Annotated in this window: 17 protein-coding genes; 8 read left to right on the forward strand and 9 right to left on the reverse strand. The window is 60.5% G+C overall.

The window, feature by feature from the left end; genetic code table 11:
• Positions 1–464 (reverse strand): AAA family ATPase (locus Q0687_RS00110; RefSeq protein ID WP_298870616.1); only part of this gene is annotated, 464 nt, incomplete at its 3' end.
• A 160-nt stretch (positions 465–624) separates the two neighbouring features.
• Between Q0687_RS00110 and Q0687_RS00115 the strand changes: the two genes are divergently transcribed.
• Positions 625–915, forward strand: coding sequence for a pyrimidine/purine nucleoside phosphorylase (locus tag Q0687_RS00115; RefSeq protein WP_298870619.1), 291 nt, complete (start codon positions 625–627; stop codon positions 913–915).
• A gap of 154 nt (positions 916–1,069) precedes the next feature.
• Here the strand turns inward: Q0687_RS00115 and acnA are convergent, their stop codons facing one another.
• Positions 1,070–3,781, reverse strand: a complete 2,712-nt coding sequence (gene acnA / locus Q0687_RS00120) for an aconitate hydratase AcnA (protein WP_298870622.1) — start codon at positions 3,779–3,781, stop codon at positions 1,070–1,072.
• 240 nt (positions 3,782–4,021) lie between these two features.
• Here acnA and ccmA point away from each other — a divergent pair, with 240 nt between their 5' ends.
• The 5 genes from ccmA to Q0687_RS00145 all read left to right on the forward strand — a co-directional run bounded on the left by ccmA (position 4,022) and on the right by Q0687_RS00145 (position 7,222).
• Entirely contained in the window at positions 4,022–4,624 is a 603-nt protein-coding gene (gene ccmA, locus Q0687_RS00125; RefSeq protein WP_298870624.1) for a heme ABC exporter ATP-binding protein CcmA, read from the forward strand.
• 283 nt (positions 4,625–4,907) lie between these two features.
• Positions 4,908–5,576 carry a heme exporter protein CcmB gene (gene ccmB / locus Q0687_RS00130; protein ID WP_298870626.1) on the forward strand — a complete coding sequence of 223 codons (669 nt, stop codon included), beginning with the start codon at positions 4,908–4,910 and terminating at the stop codon, positions 5,574–5,576.
• Positions 5,577–5,652: 76 nt separating this feature from the next.
• A complete protein-coding gene (locus tag Q0687_RS00135; RefSeq protein ID WP_298870628.1) occupies positions 5,653–6,438 on the forward strand; it encodes a heme ABC transporter permease in 786 nt (261 codons plus the stop codon).
• Complete coding sequence (ccmD, locus tag Q0687_RS00140) at positions 6,435–6,632, forward strand: heme exporter protein CcmD (RefSeq protein ID WP_298870630.1); 198 nt, start codon at positions 6,435–6,437, stop codon at positions 6,630–6,632. The genes Q0687_RS00135 and ccmD overlap by 4 nt, the downstream gene beginning before the upstream one ends.
• Complete coding sequence (locus tag Q0687_RS00145) at positions 6,629–7,222, forward strand: DsbE family thiol:disulfide interchange protein (RefSeq protein WP_298870633.1); 594 nt, start codon at positions 6,629–6,631, stop codon at positions 7,220–7,222. The genes ccmD and Q0687_RS00145 overlap by 4 nt, the downstream gene beginning before the upstream one ends.
• 45 nt (positions 7,223–7,267) lie before the next feature.
• Here Q0687_RS00145 and Q0687_RS00150 read toward each other — a convergent pair whose 3' ends face one another.
• The 3 genes from Q0687_RS00150 to ftsY all read right to left on the reverse strand — a co-directional run bounded on the left by Q0687_RS00150 (position 7,268) and on the right by ftsY (position 10,224).
• Positions 7,268–8,455 (reverse strand): hypothetical protein, encoded by a 1,188-nt coding sequence (locus Q0687_RS00150; protein ID WP_298870636.1) that lies wholly within the window; start codon positions 8,453–8,455, stop codon positions 7,268–7,270.
• 218 nt (positions 8,456–8,673) lie between these two features.
• A complete protein-coding gene (locus Q0687_RS00155; protein WP_298870639.1) occupies positions 8,674–9,276 on the reverse strand; it encodes a septation protein A in 603 nt (200 codons plus the stop codon).
• Between the two features lie 3 nt (positions 9,277–9,279).
• The gene (gene ftsY, locus Q0687_RS00160) at positions 9,280–10,224 is read right to left on the reverse strand and encodes a signal recognition particle-docking protein FtsY (RefSeq protein WP_298870642.1); all 945 of its coding nucleotides are present in this window, start codon (positions 10,222–10,224) and stop codon (positions 9,280–9,282) included.
• A gap of 47 nt (positions 10,225–10,271) precedes the next feature.
• Here ftsY and Q0687_RS00165 point away from each other — a divergent pair, with 47 nt between their 5' ends.
• The gene (locus Q0687_RS00165) at positions 10,272–10,973 is read left to right on the forward strand and encodes an RNA pseudouridine synthase (protein WP_298870656.1); all 702 of its coding nucleotides are present in this window, start codon (positions 10,272–10,274) and stop codon (positions 10,971–10,973) included.
• Between the two features lie 209 nt (positions 10,974–11,182).
• On the forward strand, positions 11,183–12,292 hold the full coding sequence (locus Q0687_RS00170; RefSeq protein WP_298870644.1) for a DUF2336 domain-containing protein: 1,110 nt from the start codon (positions 11,183–11,185) through the stop codon (positions 12,290–12,292).
• A gap of 84 nt (positions 12,293–12,376) precedes the next feature.
• Here the strand turns inward: Q0687_RS00170 and Q0687_RS00175 are convergent, their stop codons facing one another.
• From Q0687_RS00175 to cas1, 4 genes are all read right to left on the reverse strand, one after another.
• Positions 12,377–12,904: a hypothetical protein gene (locus Q0687_RS00175; protein WP_298870647.1), complete on the reverse strand. Its 528-nt coding sequence runs from the start codon at positions 12,902–12,904 to the stop codon at positions 12,377–12,379.
• 95 nt (positions 12,905–12,999) lie between these two features.
• The gene (locus Q0687_RS00180; RefSeq protein WP_298870650.1) at positions 13,000–14,763 is read right to left on the reverse strand and encodes an AIPR family protein; all 1,764 of its coding nucleotides are present in this window, start codon (positions 14,761–14,763) and stop codon (positions 13,000–13,002) included.
• Between the two features lie 90 nt (positions 14,764–14,853).
• On the reverse strand, positions 14,854–16,239 hold the full coding sequence (locus Q0687_RS00185) for a hypothetical protein (RefSeq protein ID WP_298870652.1): 1,386 nt from the start codon (positions 16,237–16,239) through the stop codon (positions 14,854–14,856).
• A 213-nt stretch (positions 16,240–16,452) separates the two neighbouring features.
• On the reverse strand, positions 16,453–17,301 hold an 849-nt coding region (gene cas1 / locus Q0687_RS00190), incomplete at its 5' end, for a CRISPR-associated endonuclease Cas1 (protein WP_298870654.1).

A 17,301-nucleotide genomic window follows, 5' to 3' on the forward strand; every position in this document is an offset into this window, starting at 1 on the left:
CAATCGAACGGGATCAGACAGCGGTTGGCGGCGATCAGGGCCGAGCGGCTGTAGAAGTTCAGCGCCGGCGGTGTGTCGATGAACACCGCGTCGTAGCCCTTCAGCTTGTCCAGGGCCTGGCGCAGCTTCTGCACCTTCTGCTTGGCCTCCAGCTTCACCTGCAGGTCTTCCAGGCGCGTATCCGAGGCGACCACGTCGAGGTTCTCGAACGGCGTATTGGTGGCGTAGGTGACGAACGGCGGGGTCTGCAGCGAGAAGCCCAGGCTGGACTCGAAGAAGTCGCCGATGGTGCGGTCGGCCTGCTCTGGCTTGCCGCCGAGCAGGTATTGGGTGGTGTTGCCCTGGGTGTCGAGGTCGATCACCAGGGTGCGCAGGCCGCGCGAGGCGGCGATGGCGGCGAGATTGCAGACGATGGTGGTCTTGCCGACGCCACCTTTCTGGTTGAACACCACACGGCGAATCATCGTGGATACAACTCCGGCTGGACAAAGCGATCGAAGATAGTGCCGATTATCGCCAGTTTCGTGCCGGAACGCGCGCCGCTGTCGCAACGGCCGCCGAGCGGCTACGATGCCGCACCCGGCACAAGGGCCGGGCACCTTCCAGATTCGGGACCCAATGCAAATGTTGAAGCACAACAGCTATTTCAACGGCCTGGTGCAGTCGATCGGCTTCGAGCGCAACGGCCTGCGCGCCACCGTCGGCGTTATCGAGGCGGGCGACACCCATCACTTCAACACCGCCGCGGCCGAGCGCATGACCGTGGTCAGCGGCCAGCTCAAGGCCAACCTTGGCGGCAACGCCGGCTGGGTGGTCTACCCGGCGGGCAGCTATTTCGAAGTGGCGGCCAACGGCGGCTTCGACGTGCAGGCGGTGGGCGGGCCGGCGGCTTACCTGTGTGAATTCCTCGCATAGTTGAAGCATCAACCTTCGTCATCCCGGCGCAAGCCGGGATCCACAAATCCATAGCGGCGCGGCATCGGCTCCTGGATACCGGCGTTCGCCGGTATGACGATAAAAACGAAACAGGGGCGCCGAGGCGCCCCTGTTTCGTTTACAGCGTTGGCTGCTACGCAGCCAACTGGCGCAGCATGTAATGCAGCACGCCGCCGTTCTCGTAGTACTCCCACTCCTTCGGCGTGTCGATGCGGACGCGCGCCTTGAAGCTGACGGTCTTGCCGTCGGCCTTCTTGGCGTTGACAGTGACTTCCTTGGCGCCGTGCTTGAGGCCTTCGATGTCGAATACCTCGGTGCCGTCCAGGCCCAGGCTGCCGGCGTTCTCGCCGTTGACGAAGTTCAGCGGCGCCACGCCCATGCCGACCAGGTTGGCGCGGTGGATGCGCTCGAAGCTCTCCGAGATCACCGCCTTGACGCCGAGCAGGATGGTGCCCTTGGCGGCCCAGTCGCGCGAGGAGCCATTGCCGTATTCGGCGCCGGCGAACACCACCAGTGGCGTTTCCTCCTGTTGGTACTTCATCGCAGCGTCGTAGATCGACATCTGCTCGCCGTCAGGCCAGTGCTTGGTGAGGCCGCCTTCCGGAATGTTGCCGTCAGCGCCCTTCAACATGAAGTTCTTGATGCGGATGTTGGCGAAGGTGCCGCGCATCATCACTTCATGGTTGCCGCGGCGCGTGCCGTACTGGTTGAAGTCGGCCGGGCGCACCTGGTGCTCGCTGAGATATTTGCCCGCGGGCGAGGTGAGCTTGATCGAACCGGCCGGCGAGATGTGGTCGGTGGTGATCTTGTCGCCGAACATGGCGAGGATGCGCGCCTCGACGATGTCGGTGACCGGCTCCGGCTGCTTCTTCATGCCTTCGAAATAGGGCGGATTCTGCACATAGGTCGAAGACATGTTCCAGCGATAGGTCTCGCTCTCGACCGTCTTGATCTTGCGCCAGTTGGTGTCGCCCTTGAACACGTCGGCATACTTCTTCTTGAAGATCGACGCGGTCACGAACTTCTTCATGAAAGCGTTGATCTCCTTGGTCGTCGGCCAGATGTCCTTCAGGTACACCGGCTTGCCGTCCTTGCCTTCGCCGAGCGGCTCGACCGCGAGATTCTTGGTGACGCTGCCGGCAAGCGCGTGGGCGACGACCAGCGGCGGCGAAGCCAGATAGTTCGCCTGCACATCCGGCGAGACGCGCCCTTCGAAGTTGCGGTTACCGGACAGCACGGCAGCGGCGACGATGCCGTTGTCGTTGATCGACTTCGAGATCTCCTCAGGCAGCGGACCGGAATTGCCGATGCAGGTGGTGCAGCCGAAGCCGACCAGGTTGAAGCCGACCTTGTCGAGATCTTTCTGCAGACCGGAATCGGCGAGATAGCCCGCAACCACCTGGCTGCCCGGAGCCAGCGAAGTCTTCACCCAGGGCTTTGCTTTCAGGCCCTTCGCGGCGGCGTTACGTGCGAGCAGGCCGGCGCCGATCAAGACGCTCGGGTTCGAGGTGTTGGTGCAGGAGGTGATCGCGGCAATGACGACATCGCCATGGCCAATCTCGTAATCCTTCCCCTCAACTGCGAAGCGCTTGTTGGGCTCATCGGCCTTCTTGTACTCGGTGCCGAGCGCGAGCGAAAAACCTTCGGCGACCGACGGCAGCGCGATGCGGCCTTCGGGACGCTTCGGACCGGCCATCGACGGCACGACGTCGGCGAGGTCGAGCGTCAGCGTTTCCGTGAACACAGGATCGGCCGACTTGGCGGTGCGGAACAGCCCCTGCGCCTTGGCATAGGCCTGCACCAGCGCAACGCGCGGTGCGGCGCGGCCGGAGGTCTTGAGGTAGTCGATCGCGGCAGCGTCAACGGGGAAGAAGCCGCAGGTTGCGCCATATTCCGGCGCCATGTTGGCGATGGTGGCCTTGTCGGCGACGGAGAGGTTGTCCAGGCCAGGGCCGAAGAACTCGACGAACTTGCCGACCACGCCGAGCTTGCGCAGCATCTGCGTGACCGTGAGCACGAGGTCGGTCGCGGTGACGCCTTCCTTCATCGCGCCCTTCAGCTTGAAGCCGACGACGTTGGGCAGCAGCATCGACAGCGGCTGGCCGAGCATGCAGGCTTCCGCCTCGATGCCGCCGACGCCCCAGCCGAGCACGGCGAGACCGTTGACCATGGTGGTGTGCGAGTCGGTGCCGACCAGCGAGTCAGGGTATGCGACCTCGAAGGTGCCGGTCTTCTTGCCGACCGTCATCTTCTCCTTCTTGGTCCAGACCGTCTGGGAGAGATATTCGAGATTGACCTGGTGGCAGATGCCGGTGCCGGGCGGCACGACCGAGAAGTTCGAGAATGCCTTCTGGCCCCACTTCAGGAACTCGTAGCGCTCCTGATTCTGCTTGTATTCTTCAGTGACGTTCTTGGCGAAAGCCTTGTTGTCGCCGAAGAAGTTCACGATTACGGAGTGGTCGATGACAAGATCGACGGGGACCAGCGGGTTGATCTTCTCGGCATCACCACCGAGCTTCTGCATCGCGTTGCGCATCGCGGCGAGATCGACAACCGCGGGCACGCCGGTGAAATCCTGCATCAGAACTCGGGCCGGGCGGAACGCGATCTCATGCTCCAGCGACTTCTTGCGCAGCCACTTCGAGACCGCGACGATGTCTTCCTTCTTGACCGAGCGGCCGTCCTCATTGCGGAGCAGGTTCTCAAGCAGGACCTTCATCGAATAGGGAAGTTTCGAAATTCCCTTCAGACCATTCTTCTCGGCCGTGGGCAGGCTGTAATACACATAGGTCTTGGCGCCGACCTTGAGGGTCTTTTTGCATTTGAAGCTGTCGAGCGAGGTCATGTAGGAAATCCCAATTGTTAGACATACCCGGCAGGGTATTTTAACACCGTCAGCGTAGCAGGCTGGGTCGCGTGCAGGGGCAGGTTGAGTTGCTGCATCAAGTAGTTCCGGGCTTATAGAAGCTTTCTAACCGCGCCGCCACAGCCACAACAATACCGAGCAAGCCGCGAGCCAAAAATTCTGATGCGCTACCCCAAGATTTCCTGAGGCCCGGCTGTGAACGGGTTGGTACCAGTCAAGATGGAGCTGGCCGGACGCGGGATCACCTGCGTGCGCGGCGGCCGCGAGGTATTTTCCGGGCTCGATTTCGAGGCCGCGTCCGGCGAGGCCGTGGCGGTCGTCGGCCGCAACGGATCGGGCAAGACCTCGCTGCTGAGGCTGATCGCGGGCCTGCTCGTGCCGGCAGGCGGCACGATCGTACTGGACGGGGGCGACGCCGACATGACGCTGCCCGAGCAGTGCCACTATCTCGGCCATCGCGATGCGCTCAAGCCGGCGCTGAGCGTGGCTGAAAATCTGTCATTCTGGGCCGAATTCCTGGGCGGCGAGCGCTGTGACGCGACTGACAGCCTCGCCACTGTCGGCCTCGACCATGCGACCGATCTGCCCGCCTCCTTCCTCTCCGCCGGCCAGCGCCGCAGGCTGTCACTGGCCCGGCTGCTGACCGTCCGCCGCCCAATCTGGCTTCTGGACGAGCCGACCACGGCGTTGGATGCAGCCGGCCAGGACATGTTTGGCACCCTGATGCGCGACCATCTGGCGCGGGGCGGGATGATCATCGCGGCGATTCATGGGCCCCTGGGGATTGATGCGCGGGAGCTGCGGATCGGGGGTGCGGCATGAGGCAGGCTGACCCTCAGCTTTTCGAGCGGCTGGGCGCCACTCTCTCCGTTCCCTCCCCCCTTGTGGGGGAGGGTCAGGGAGGGGGGTGCCACGCGGCAGGGCCTATCGGTTCTAGCTTTGCGGACGCAGGCGTTGAGTTGCAGGCTACTCGCCCCAAACGAGCATCCCTCCCGGGGCTACCCCCCTCCCCGACCCTCCCCCACAAGGGGAGAGGGAGCGCAGTGTGCTCGCGACACGCACTAGTCTCTTGTAGCGACCACGCCGCAAGCGGAAGGGACACCTCATGACCGCCCTGTCCGCCCTGATCCGCCGGGACATCCGCATCGCACTCCGCGTCGGCGGCGGGGCTCTCATAGGCGTGCTGTTCTTCCTGACCGTCGTGGTCCTGATGCCGTTCGCCGTCGGGCCGGACCTGGCGCTGCTGTCGCGGCTGGGACCGGCGATCCTGTGGCTCGGGGCGCTGCTGGCGAGCCTGCTGACGCTGGACCGGCTGTTCATGGCCGACCATGAGGACGGCTCGCTCGACCTGATCACGATGAGCCGGACCCCACTGGAACTGGCCTGCGCCGCCAAGGCGCTGGCACACTGGCTGGCCGCCGGGCTGCCACTGATCGTCGCAACCCCGGTGCTGGGCCTTTTGCTCAACCTCGACATGGTCGCGACCGGGGCGGTGGCGCTGACGCTGCTGGCCGGCACACCGGCCCTGACCTTCACCGGCATGATCGGCGCGGCGCTGGCGGTGACGCTGCATCGGGGCGGGCTGCTGATGGCCGTGCTGGTGCTGCCGCTGTCGATCCCCGTGCTGATCTTCGGGGTCGCGGCCTCGCAGGCCGCGATTACAGGGCCGCTGTCATTCGGCGCGCCGTTCTCGATCCTCTGCGCGCTGTCGCTGGTTAGCCTCGTGATCGGCCCGTTTGCGGCGGCCGCGAGCCTGAAGCATGGTCTGGATTGACCTTGACCCCGATCAACTTTCGCTGCGCGCTTTCATGCTGATTGCGTGAGCGCCAAGCTGTGATTATCAGGATACCATGTCGCTGATCGACCTCGCCAACCCCACACGGTTCCTCGCGCTCTCGGCGCGGGTGCTGCCCTGGCTTGCGGCGGCGACCATCATCCTGCTCGGCATCGGCCTCTATCAATCCGCGCTTGCACCCGACGACTATCAGCAGGGCGCGACCGTGAAGATCATGTTCATCCACGTGCCCAATGCGTGGCTGTCGATGTTCGTGTGGGGCGTGATGAGCGTGGCCTCGCTCGGCACGCTGGTGTGGCGGCATCCGCTTGCCGACGTCGCGGCGAAAGCTGCGGCGCCCATCGGGGCCAGCTTCACGTTCCTCGCGCTGCTGACGGGCTCGCTGTGGGGCCGCCCGATGTGGGGCACCTATTGGGAATGGGATGCGCGGCTGACTTCGGTGCTGATTCTCTTCCTGATGTATCTCGGCCTGATGGCGCTGTGGCGCGCGGTGGAAGATCCCTCACGCGCGGCGCGTGCCGCCGCGGTGCTGACGCTGGTCGGCGCGCTCAATCTTCCGATCATCAAATTCTCGGTCGACTGGTGGAATACGCTACATCAGCCGGCCTCGGTGATGCGCATGGGCGGCTCGACGCTCGACAAGGCGTTTCTGATTCCGCTGCTGGTGATGGCGGTCGCATTCACGCTGCTGTTCGTCACGCTGCATCTGGCTGCGATGCGCAACGAGATTTTGCGCCGTCGTGTGCGCTCCCTGCAAATGATGCAGGCGAGCCGCGTCGCGTTTTCGAGCGAGGTGGGAACCGGTTCGCGTCAGGAAAGCGCATCGAAAGGGGCTGCATGACGATGTCGCTCGGTCCTTATGCGTCCTTCATCGTGACGTCCTATGCTGCCGCCGGCATCGTGGTCGCGCTCCTGATCGGCTGGGTCATCATCGACTACCGCAATCAAACCGCTCGCCTGCGCGAACTCGAGCGCAGCGGCGTCACGCGCCGCTCGGGCCGTAGTGCTGTGGATACGCCAAGAACAACGACATGAGCGATCAATCGACCCCCGCACCTCCGCAGCGCCGCACCTTCCTGATGGTGCTGCCGCTGCTCGCCTTCATCGGACTTGCGGTGCTGTTCTGGTTTCGGCTCGGCAGCGGCGATCCCTCGCGGATTCCCTCTGCGCTGATCGGCCACCCTGCACCACAGACCACGCTGCCGCCGCTGGAGGGATTGCAGGCCGACAGCGCGCAGGTGCCGGGACTCGATCCCGCCGCGTTCAAGGGCAAGGTCAGCCTCGTCAACGTCTGGGCCTCATGGTGCGTGCCCTGTCACGACGAAGCGCCACTCCTGACCGAGCTGGCAAAAGACAAGCGCTTCCAGCTCGTCGGCATCAACTACAAGGATACGCCCGACAACGCCCGCCGCTTCCTCGGCCGCTACGGCAATCCGTTCGACCGCGTCGGCACTGACGCCAACGGCCGCGCCTCGATCGAATGGGGCGTCTATGGCGTGCCCGAGACTTTCGTCGTCGGCCCCGCAGGAACCATCGTCTACAAGCTGGTCGGGCCGATCACGCCGGAGAATATCAAATCCGTGCTGATGCCCGAGCTCGACAAGGCGCTCAAGGCAGGAAGCTGACTGCAGCGCGGACAAGCTGCGCCGCGGACTAAAGTTCACGAAAAATTATCGCGACGGTGGGTCGTTCGTGTGGCCAGCAAGCAAGCCAGTCACGACGTCCCAGCCCTTCTCGAAGATATGGCCGACCTTGTGGCTGAAGGAATGGTCCGGGCGCAATCGCGGCGATTCCAGGATGTGCGTCAAGTGCCGGTGATCGCTCGGAATGGTGCTGATCTCCGCGTCGATCGCGGCCTGGACGACCGTCATCAGCTCATCCAGCTGCTCGGCCCAGCCGGACCCCTTAAGCTCGATCTCGGTGCGCAGCGCCTCCTCGATCCGGTAGACCTCGGCAACGATCTCCCTGGCCCGCACCGGGCGGTAGTTCCTGAGCGCAAAGAGCAGGAGGAGATGCTTCTCCTCGATCTGATCAAGCACCATTGAAACCGCAATCGCGAAGGGAGACGCCGCGATCCGCGCCGCACTCCGGTCCTCGGCCGGACCGGTCGCGATGGACAGCAGCTCCCAAGGCGTTTCCAGGCGCTTTGCGACGATCGTGAGCGCGAACGGCACGGCATCGACGCGCTTGGCCTTGAGCGCGCTTAGGAGGCCGAGGACCTTGTCGAGGCTGGCGCCCTCGAGCCGGGTAATCTTCGGCGGCAGCGCGTGGGCGAAATTCTCGAGCTCCTGCTGCATATCGAGATAGCGCAGCATCTTCCTGAGGTCCTCGAACGTCGCATGCGAGCTGGTATAGGCCATCAGCCCGTCGCGCACGCCGGCAGCGCCTTCGGCAGACCCAAGCAGGCCGTTGAGAGAGATCACGACCTTCTTCTGGAACGCGCGGGCCATCTGCCGCGCCTCGCCCTGCTGGTCGGCGGAGATGACATGGGTCGCTTCGGCGATGTAGTCAGCGGCCATGCTGCGCAGCAATTGCTCGGTCACAAGGCTCCAGATCGGCGCGAGCGATCCACGCGCGATCTGGCCGCTATTGGCCCGCTCCGGTGCTCTGTCGACGAGAACCGGCTCGAGCGGCTGGAAGAAATAGCGTGAGGGATTTCCGACGCGATAGTGATTCTGGCCGGTGTTGCGGAACTCGGCACGCAGCGCCGCGATCAGTGGCTCGGAATGCGGAATATCCTCGCCGAGGAGATGCAGCCGTTCCATTTCGGCAAGCAGGCGGCGCCGGACCTGCGGAGCGAGCTGCCGGAGGTACTCAATCAGGTGTTCAGCGGTGTGGTCCTGTTTGTTCGCGCTCACCACCGGGCCTCCGGCGTGCCACCATGTCTTTGGGAGAAAAGGCTACCGCCTTCGGTCCTTCGGGCAAGGTAAAGCGCTGAATAATTTCAGCTTGCGGTTAGGGAGCCATGAAGAAAGCGGATCGGCTCCGCCCGCACGATCCGACCATCAGCGCGAAGCGCACGGAAGCGTGAATAGGTTTGGTCGCCGTTGGCAGGCGGGAACCACAAGCCGGGGTGTCAGCCGTTCCTGATATCCCCGGCCTCGGCCTCGCTGGTCTCCAGCGATACCGGGTCGACACCGTAGCGCTTCGTCAGCGGCATCTGGGCGATGGCGAAGATCATGGTGATCGGCGTGACGCCGAACACCTTGAAGTTCACCCAGAAGTCCGTGCTCTGCGTGCGCCAGACGATCTCATTCAGCACCGCCATGCCGGCGAAGAACAGCGCCCAGCGCAGCGTGAGGATGCGCCAGCCCTGCGGCGTCAGATTGAACATCTGGTCGAACATCACGGCGATGAAGGAGCGGCCGAACAGCAATCCGCCGCCGAGGATGGCGGCGAACAGGCCGTAGATGATGGTCGGCTTGACCTTGATGAAGGTCTCGTCGTGCAGCACCAGGGTGAGCGTGCCGAACACCAGCACGATCACGCCTGTCACGATCGCCATGATCGGGATGTGGCGCGTCACCACATAGGAGGCGACCATCGCCGCGACGATCGCGACCATGAAGGCGCCGGTCGCGGCAAACAGGTTGAACTTCGCATTGACGAAGAAGAACACGAGCAGCGGCCCGAGCTCGGTCGCAAGCTTGAACAGCGGATGCGGCTGGGTCTTGTCCATTCTCTAGCTTTCGATTCCGGCGATCGCGCGGGCGAAATCGCGCGCGGTGAACGGCGCGAGATCGTCGACGCCTTCGCCGACGCCGATGAAATGCACCGGCAGTTTGAATTTTTCAGAAAGCGCCACCAGGATGCCGCCGCGTGCGGTGCCGTCGAGCTTGGTCATCACCAGACCCGTGACGCCTGCGGTGCGATGAAAGGCCTCGACCTGCGACAGCGCGTTCTGGCCGACGGTGGCATCGAGCACCAGCAGCACCGCATGCGGCGCCGTCGCGTCCACCTTGCGGATCACGCGCACGACCTTCTCGAGCTCGTTCATCAGCTCGGCCTTGTTCTGCAGGCGGCCGGCCGTGTCGATCAGGAGCACGTCGGTGCCCTGCTCTTTCGCTGCTGTCAGCGCGTTGAAGGCCAGGCTCGCGGAGTCCGAGCCCTGTGCGCCCGCGATCACAGGCGTCTTGGTGCGCTCGCCCCAGACCTTGAGCTGCTCGATGGCGGCTGCGCGAAACGTGTCGCCGGCGGCCAGCATCACCTTGCGGCCTTCGGAGGCAAACTTCTGCGAGAGTTTTCCGATGGTCGTGGTCTTGCCGGAGCCGTTGACGCCGACCACGAGGATCACGAACGGCTTTTTCGCCGCGTCGATCACGAGGGGTTTTGCGACCGGCGCCAGCACCTTCTCGACCTCGGTCGCGACCACGTCCTTGACCTCGTCGGCCGAGATCGCCTTGTCGTAGCGTCCGGTGCCGACGGCGTCGGCGATCCGTACCGCGACGGACGTGCCGAGGTCGGCGCGCAGCAGCACGTCCTCGATGTCGTCGAGCATGGCGCGGTCGAGCTTGCGCTTGGTGACGAGGTCGGCGACCGCGGTCCCGAGCGAGGACGAGGTGCGCTTCAGCCCGTTGGACAGGCGGCGCCACCAGCTCAGCTTGGGGGTGTCAGTGGTATCGTTCATGGCGGGGGTGTGTTAGCCGTTCCCGCCCCCAAACGAAAGTCTTGCAGTTGCTCGATGTTCCCGAATTGACCGCCGATGAGATTTTAGGCCGCGTGCTCCATCGCGACGGGCTGATGCTTGTGATCAACAAGCCGGCCGGCCTGCCGGTGCATCGCGGCCCCAAGGGCGGGCCCAATCTGGAGGATTCCTTCGAGGCGCTCCGGTTCGGCCTGCCGCGGCCGCCGGTGCTGGCTCACAGGCTGGACAAGGACACCTCCGGTTGCCTGGTGCTCGGCCGCCATCGCAAGGCGACCGCCTCGCTCGGCCTGCTCTTCAAGCATGGCAAGATCGGCAAGACCTACTGGACCGTGGTCGAGGGCGGCCCCACCGAGGACGAAGGCACCATCGACATGCCCCTGGGCCGGCTCAATGCCGAGCGCGGCTGGTGGCAGAAGCCCGACCCCGAGGGCCAGAAGGCCGTCACCAACTGGAAGGTGATGGGTCGGGGCGAGGGGTTTACCTGGCTCTCCATGGAACCGGTCACGGGGCGAACCCATCAGCTGCGGGTGCATTCGTCGGCGACCGGCTGGCCGATCTTCGGCGATAACATTTACGGCAACGGCCCGCGCTTCGGCGAACCGAAGCTGCATTTGCACTCCCGCGAGATCGTGGTGCCGATCTCCCGGAACAAGGAGCCGGTCCGGGTGGTCGCGCCGGCCCCGCCGCATATGCACGAAAAGCTGCGCGCCTGCGGCTGGAACGGGGAATAGCCCTGTCAGCCCTCATGGTGATGAGCGCGAAGCGCGTCTCGAACCATGAAGGCCCGGATCTCGCGGCCATCCTTCGGGACGCCCGCTTCGCGGGCTCCTCAGGATGAGGAGAAGCGAGGCATGGTTTACGAAACGTTCAGTGCTCGTCGCTAAGGATAGCGGTTGCTTAGAACAAGCTCCCGTCATCCGCTCAGGACGAGCAACGCGTTATGTCCACGGCCCAGCTATCGATCATCGACGAAGTCGAGTCCGCGATCCGGACCGGCTCGGCGGAAAAGGGCCTCGAGACGGCCCGGCGCGTCACCGACCTGTTCCTCTCCTCCGCCGGAAGCTTTGACGACGAACAGATCGCGCTGTTCGACGATGTGCTTGTTCGCCTGATCGGCACCATCGAGCTACGCGCCATCGCCGACATGGGCGCGCGCATCGCGCTGGCCGAGATCAGTGCCCAGCTGGCCCCGATCGCGCAGGCGCCGCCCTCGGTGATCCGCCGCCTCGCCAATAATGACGAGATCCGCATCGCAGGTCCCGTGCTTCAGGAATCCGCGCGCCTCGACGACGGCGATCTGGTGAAGATCGCCTCCTCCAAGGGCGAGCCGCATCTGCTGGCCGTTGCCGGCCGCTGGTGGCTGAAGGAGATCGTCACCGACGCGCTGCTGGCGCGCCGCTATCCCAGTGTCAGCCGGCGCCTCGCCGCCAATCCCGGCGCGCGCATGTCCGGACAGGGATTCACCCTCATTGTCGGACAGGCCGAGAGCGATCCCGAGATCGCGGTCAGTGTCGGCGTCCGCGTCGACCTGCCGTCGGAGTTGCGTCGCCGATTGCTGCGTTCCGCGACCGACGCGGTGCGTACCCGCCTGCTGTCCCGCGCACCGCCCGATCTGTTCGAGGAAATCCAGAGCGCGATCGCCGCCGTCACCGTCGGCGTCGAGCGCGAGATGTCGGGCGTGCGCGATTTCGAGGGCGCCAAGCGCGCGATCGGAAATCTCAAGGCCTCCGGCCAGCTCAACGAGGCGACACTGCTGAACTTCGCGCGACACCGTCGCTACGAGGAAGCCGTGGCCGCGCTGGCGGCGCTATCAGGATCGACCGTCGAGGTAATCCGTCCGCTGATGCAGAGCCTGCGCGAAGACGGCCTGCTGGTGCCCTGCAAGGCGGCGCAGCTCAGCTGGGACACAACGGTCGCCGTGCTCGAAAGCCGCTTTGCGGCGGGGGCAATGAAGCCCGCGGATGTTGCCCGCGCGAAGAGCAATTTCGCGCGCATGACGGCGGAGAACGCGCGGCGCACGCTGCGCTTCTGGCAGGTGCGGGCGTCGTAGACTCTTCCCTCTCCCCTTGTGGGAGGGGGTATAGTGATATCGCAAATTTAGGCCAGATTTGACCTGGAATTGGATCAAAGATTGCTAGAAGCGCGGCTTTGAACGCAGCTGTCGTGCTGTTATTTTTATGATAGAAGTTTTTTCGTCGCGAAGTATAGCTACTGGGTCAACTTCGAGATCGGATCCGAGAGGCATGCCTTTCTGTCGATCGAATAGCCTCTTAAACTCCGAAATCACCATCTTTTCTATCTGCGGGACCGATGCAGAAATCATTTTGTGAGTTTCGGTATGTCTCCAACCCTCTTTGAGACTTTCGCCTATTGTATTATTTAACACCGTCGTAATGAGAGCAGACGCTAGCAGCGCCCCTGTAATGATCTTTGATCCAGCATGAATTTCACTGATCCAAAACAAGCTGTCTGGATGAGTTGAAATACGAATCGCCAGCAGTTGTATCACGGCGGATGGCAAATTAAGCTCATCCGCTAATCGTATGGCAACGATCGTAGCCGAGTTGCGGGCTGTGTTTTCGACTCGCGCAATCAACTGGCTGAAAATATCCGAAGCCAGTTGACCTTCATCACCAATTGTCAGTCGAATGCTTATCGCCATCTGTTAGATTCTAAGGCCTAGGGATGTCCGCGCTTCCGACGCTCGCCGTCAATGAGCTTCCCGGATAGCCAAGATGCAAGGCTTCCAAGCTGCGTTCAATGATCGGAAGCACTAGTCTGAAGCGTCTTTTTGAAGGCTGCAACGTGCATCGCCAGGCGTCCCCTACGAGCGGCGTTAGTTCGGCCAAACCAAAATTTCTTAAACTCCCGGTCTTGATGGGGTCGATAGAAGAAGTTGGAAATATCAATTGCCTTTTTTCCTGTACCGCGGTTCAAGCGATAAAATTCGAGCAACGCCAGAAATATTTGATTTGCTGCCCTTAAAATAGATGCGGGCGCTTGCTTGCGTTCTGACAAGCGCCTGAACTCACGAGCGTAGCTAAGTCGACTCAGCGCTGGCCTAGTGTGTGACCAAAGGAAATGTAGAGCATGCCACTTTGCGTACGCTCGATCCGGATAGCCCGAACCGGCACTCTTAATAACTTTGCCGAGCCAAAAGATGGATAAATAATTTTCAACGGATCGGTTGTCGAAGATTTTTTCATAGTATGGAGGCTCGAATAAGCCCTGTTTCCCGCTTCTCGTAATGTATGGATCAAGCTCACACGCTCCAACAAGCTGAGCCAATTCATCCATTTTGACCCAAAATCCGTAATGTGAGCCCAAAAGACGGCGTGCCTCCCCCTTGGTTTGCCGCTTGCGCATATATCGATACTTCAACTTTGCAAATTCTCGTTCGAGAAGGACTTGTCTGGCATCGTTTGAGCGCAAATCAGAATTTAGTATTGCATTCTGCCAATTCGTAGCTGCCACGATGTTGGAAACCAACATCTCAAATTCGGACTGCTGTCGTTTCTTTGTACGAGGCACGCTGATAACACGTACCACGACAGCGGCTGCATTTGACTTTGCCAAACTCAGTACGCGAGTGGTCTGCTGCCCATTGATGATCTGCGGGTTTGTAACACGAAGGACGGCCTGGGCATGCTCAGATGTCTTTCGAGCCGAATTGCAAACAATTGTTACGCCATTGTTGAAGTACCAAAAGTTCTCCGGCTCTTTCTGCAACGTGGTGCGGATGCCTTCATTGATACCTTTGTCGCCCAAAAACCCTCTAACGTTTCTTGCAAACAATCTATCGCCGCCTCTTTTGTACAACTTCCCTAAATCACTTCCGGACATTGTCAAAATCCACGATTCGATGCCGGCCTCTGGATCAAAACGTTGGATCATGCCGTCAGAGCCTCTAACGCCACGAGCGTCCACAGGTAAATCCAAATACGGTACGGGCGGAGCCGCCCCTCCTAGATAATCCACCAGTAAATTTAGGATTTCCTCTCGATCGAGAACTGTCATTGAGGCGCGCGCATTAGCTTGATTTGCTTCAGCCTCAGCTTCGTCCTTTAGTGGCGAGCTACAAACGCCTGTGGTTACATAATAAAGACCTATCTCGAAATTGCGGCGTTTGACACGGTCTCGCACCTCCAAAATCTTTTTCGCCACCAGCGGATCGAGACCATTGCGATAGGATTCGAATTCAGCGTTTGGAGCCACAAGTTTTCGAGCCAAAGCGGCGAAATCCAAAACACCCGAACGAGGCTCATTTGGGGGCTTCGTGTTCTTGTGAAATTTCCCTTGGACTAAAAAAGCGCGCCGCAAGCTTTCATCTAAATAGATGCCATCGACTCCTTTATCATGACTAACGCCCGTTACCGCCTTGGCAGCTAACTCGACGTCGTTCAGAAGAAACGCCTGGAGAAACCAGTGAACAAATGCGTTATCAGTCGTCCAATTCGGATACTGATCGTGGATCTCACGCACCTCTGCCGTCAATGTTGATATGTCCACTCGCGCCGGCATTCTTGTCTCCGCTTTTCAGATCGATCTAAAACCTTCTAGTTCCCAAGACAATTTATAGTCGGCCACGCCGTGCGCTGTTGGTGTGGGCACTCAATTGATAAGTTCACCGAATCGACGTTCAAGTTCGCGGTCAATTTGAGGGCGGTTCCGATCGCGTATAACCTCCAAGAACTGGATGATGTCTTGGTCGACCAATGCGATAATGAACCCGTTATTCGCCTGGGCGGTGTCCCTGCAACGAGCAATGAAGCGGTCACGATTATCGAATGATCGGCCTATCAGAAAGCCGAGGCGGCCTCGTATGTCTGAAAAGCGACCCGCAAGCTGGTCCAGCTCAGGATTCGCCATTTCCTTTTGGTAGTTTTTGCATTCGACCATGATCTTACCGGCGTTTGCTCTTTGCTCGGACCGACGTCGAAAGAAAAAACCTTGGTGCGCATTGTTAGTATAAGTAATATCGATGCGCTTTCTTCCTTCGTTGATCTCGTCCTCGCGGACCGGATAGATCAGATGCGGATAGAAGATGAATTCCAAAGCACCTACCATGAAATAGTGGAAGCGAGTCGCTGATGCATTGCCCACGTCAATGGCGGACAGCTGGTCGATCAAAGATTGAGCAAAAGCCGCCTCGTTGAATTCTTCATCGAGGTCTTGATCGCGCACACCCTCCGGCGTTTGCAGCAGCCGTTTGTAGCGTGCCAACACTTCCGGGTTTTGGTCCGTGAAGGCCGCGAGAAAATCCTTCGAGAGCGGATGAATTTCTTTGAGCGATTTTTTTGTGACCCGTCGTCGACCGTTTCTTAGCGTTTCCACGAGTGCAGAATCTTGTCGCAAATGTTCAGCCTGCAGGAACTCCAAGACGAACTGGTTATAGTAGTCGCTATGTGAAAAGGCTAAATTCCAGCGAACGCTGGCCTTCGGGACCAATAGTATTTTTTGCCCGTTAACGATCGGAAGCTTGACGTATCTATTGGTCCACCGCGAGGCCGCGCTATCCCACAGCATTCCCGACGCCACATCGTCATCCAACGGAATCCGATGCAGGTCGCATTGTGCAATTGTGTAATCGATCAGCTGCCTACGAATGATGTTCGTTGTTACATCAGATATTTTGTCTGGACCAAAGAATGGGATGAAGAGTTCACAGTCTGCCAATTCAGAAAGAAGACCAGATTGAGCCGCCCTGCTATTCTCAATTTTTTCAAACAATTGGTCGGCTTGCTGCCTTCCGACGCCGCGCCCTGCTGGGCGACCGATAGATACGCCTAAGCAGGTCTCGTTTGGTTCACCAAGATTGTTTAGCAGGGAGCGACCGCGGATGTTGTCACCCCTCCGGATTGCTTCAAGCACCGCTTCGAAGAACGAGAGAATAGCCTCGTTGCATTGAATAGACCAAGCGTCGTTCGATTGCGTGAAGGCATAAGGATCAAGGAAGAGCGGAAGATCGTCGTCGGTGTTAACGTCGACAAAGTCCAACTGCGTCTGCGCGCGGTTAAGTCCGAAAAATGACGAGACTTTTGGCATCTGAAAAGTTGGAGGCTCTGACCACTTGCGACGATTCGCGTAATACGGTTAGAATGACAACTTACGCGCGCCGGGCGAAATCTCATAGTGGTCTTGTCCCTGCAATTCACAGGGAGTTTAGCTAGACGCCAGAGGCTGCCCTCTACCAGCTGTCAGGCCACCAGCTCATTGGCTTGCGCGAGTTGGCAAGAAGTTTCGCTTGACGAGAGGACTAATTCCAAACATCTGACTTTCAAGAAGTCTGACCAACGTCCTCGCTAACTCAGGATTCAGTCGACATACGCCATCTTTCCTTATCGTAAAATCCGCCGGCTCGAATGCCCGGCAGCCCACCAAATCCAAAACAACGCTATCGACCACTGGCCTGAATGGCTCCATGAGATCGAACACCAGGGCCGCACGATCTTTATCGAAGGAATGCAAATAGCCGATCATCGGGTCGTAGCCGTGCGCCCCAATCTCCGAACGCACCCGACTTTCTAAAACAGCGTAAGCATAGTTCAGCATCGCGTTCATCGGATGCGATGCATTTCGATTCTGAGGCTTTGTGCTCTGCAGGGAGGTACGAGCGCCAAAGCTCGTCCAATCAGCCGGGATTGGCTTCCGGCCCGTTCCTTTCCACCGAAGTGGCAGACCTTTCCACGCGCTGAAATACGCTTGCGCCGATCTCCCTTCAATTCCTAGCAGCGCTCGGATGGATTTCGGGGGTGATGACTTGATTTCATCTATGCTTGCCCGATGGACCGTGATTGCTTTTTCAACCCGTGCCGCATCAGGCAGATTGCGCAGTGTCTCAATGCTGCTTTTTAGCTTGGCTGCCACGAGTGAGGTCGCGATTCTTAGGGCTGTTCGTTGATTTTCCTGTGCCGCTAGCTGAGCTCTCACCAGTTGGTGATGTGGGGGAGTACTGTTGCCGACGGCGATTATGACTTTTCCACGCCAGTCGATCCGGATGAGCGGTAAGCGCTTAGCCGCGACCCTATTGAAGCTGGCTTGACGTTTTGCGGAACCGCC

This window comes from uncultured Bradyrhizobium sp. (assembly GCF_936928535.1).
GTDB lineage: Bacteria > Pseudomonadota > Alphaproteobacteria > Rhizobiales > Xanthobacteraceae > Bradyrhizobium.

What these genes read in the sequence shown, in the direction of transcription:
- acnA (WP_298870622.1), bottom strand. Translation starts at nt 3,781, where the DNA reads ATGACCTCGCTCGACAGCTTCAAATGCAAAAAGACCCTCAAGGTCGGC.
- ccmB (WP_298870626.1), top strand. Translation starts at nt 4,908, where the DNA reads ATGACCGCCCTGTCCGCCCTGATCCGCCGGGACATCCGCATCGCACTC.
- Q0687_RS00145 (WP_298870633.1), top strand. Translation starts at nt 6,629, where the DNA reads ATGAGCGATCAATCGACCCCCGCACCTCCGCAGCGCCGCACCTTCCTG.
- Q0687_RS00155 (WP_298870639.1), bottom strand. Translation starts at nt 9,276, where the DNA reads ATGGACAAGACCCAGCCGCATCCGCTGTTCAAGCTTGCGACCGAGCTC.
- ccmA (WP_298870624.1), top strand. Translation starts at nt 4,022, where the DNA reads ATGGAGCTGGCCGGACGCGGGATCACCTGCGTGCGCGGCGGCCGCGAG.
- Q0687_RS00135 (WP_298870628.1), top strand. Translation starts at nt 5,653, where the DNA reads ATGTCGCTGATCGACCTCGCCAACCCCACACGGTTCCTCGCGCTCTCG.
- Q0687_RS00180 (WP_298870650.1), bottom strand. Translation starts at nt 14,763, where the DNA reads ATGCCGGCGCGAGTGGACATATCAACATTGACGGCAGAGGTGCGTGAG.
- ftsY (WP_298870642.1), bottom strand. Translation starts at nt 10,224, where the DNA reads ATGAACGATACCACTGACACCCCCAAGCTGAGCTGGTGGCGCCGCCTG.
- Q0687_RS00170 (WP_298870644.1), top strand. Translation starts at nt 11,183, where the DNA reads ATGTCCACGGCCCAGCTATCGATCATCGACGAAGTCGAGTCCGCGATC.
- Q0687_RS00115 (WP_298870619.1), top strand. Translation starts at nt 625, where the DNA reads ATGTTGAAGCACAACAGCTATTTCAACGGCCTGGTGCAGTCGATCGGC.
- ccmD (WP_298870630.1), top strand. Translation starts at nt 6,435, where the DNA reads ATGACGATGTCGCTCGGTCCTTATGCGTCCTTCATCGTGACGTCCTAT.
- Q0687_RS00175 (WP_298870647.1), bottom strand. Translation starts at nt 12,904, where the DNA reads ATGGCGATAAGCATTCGACTGACAATTGGTGATGAAGGTCAACTGGCT.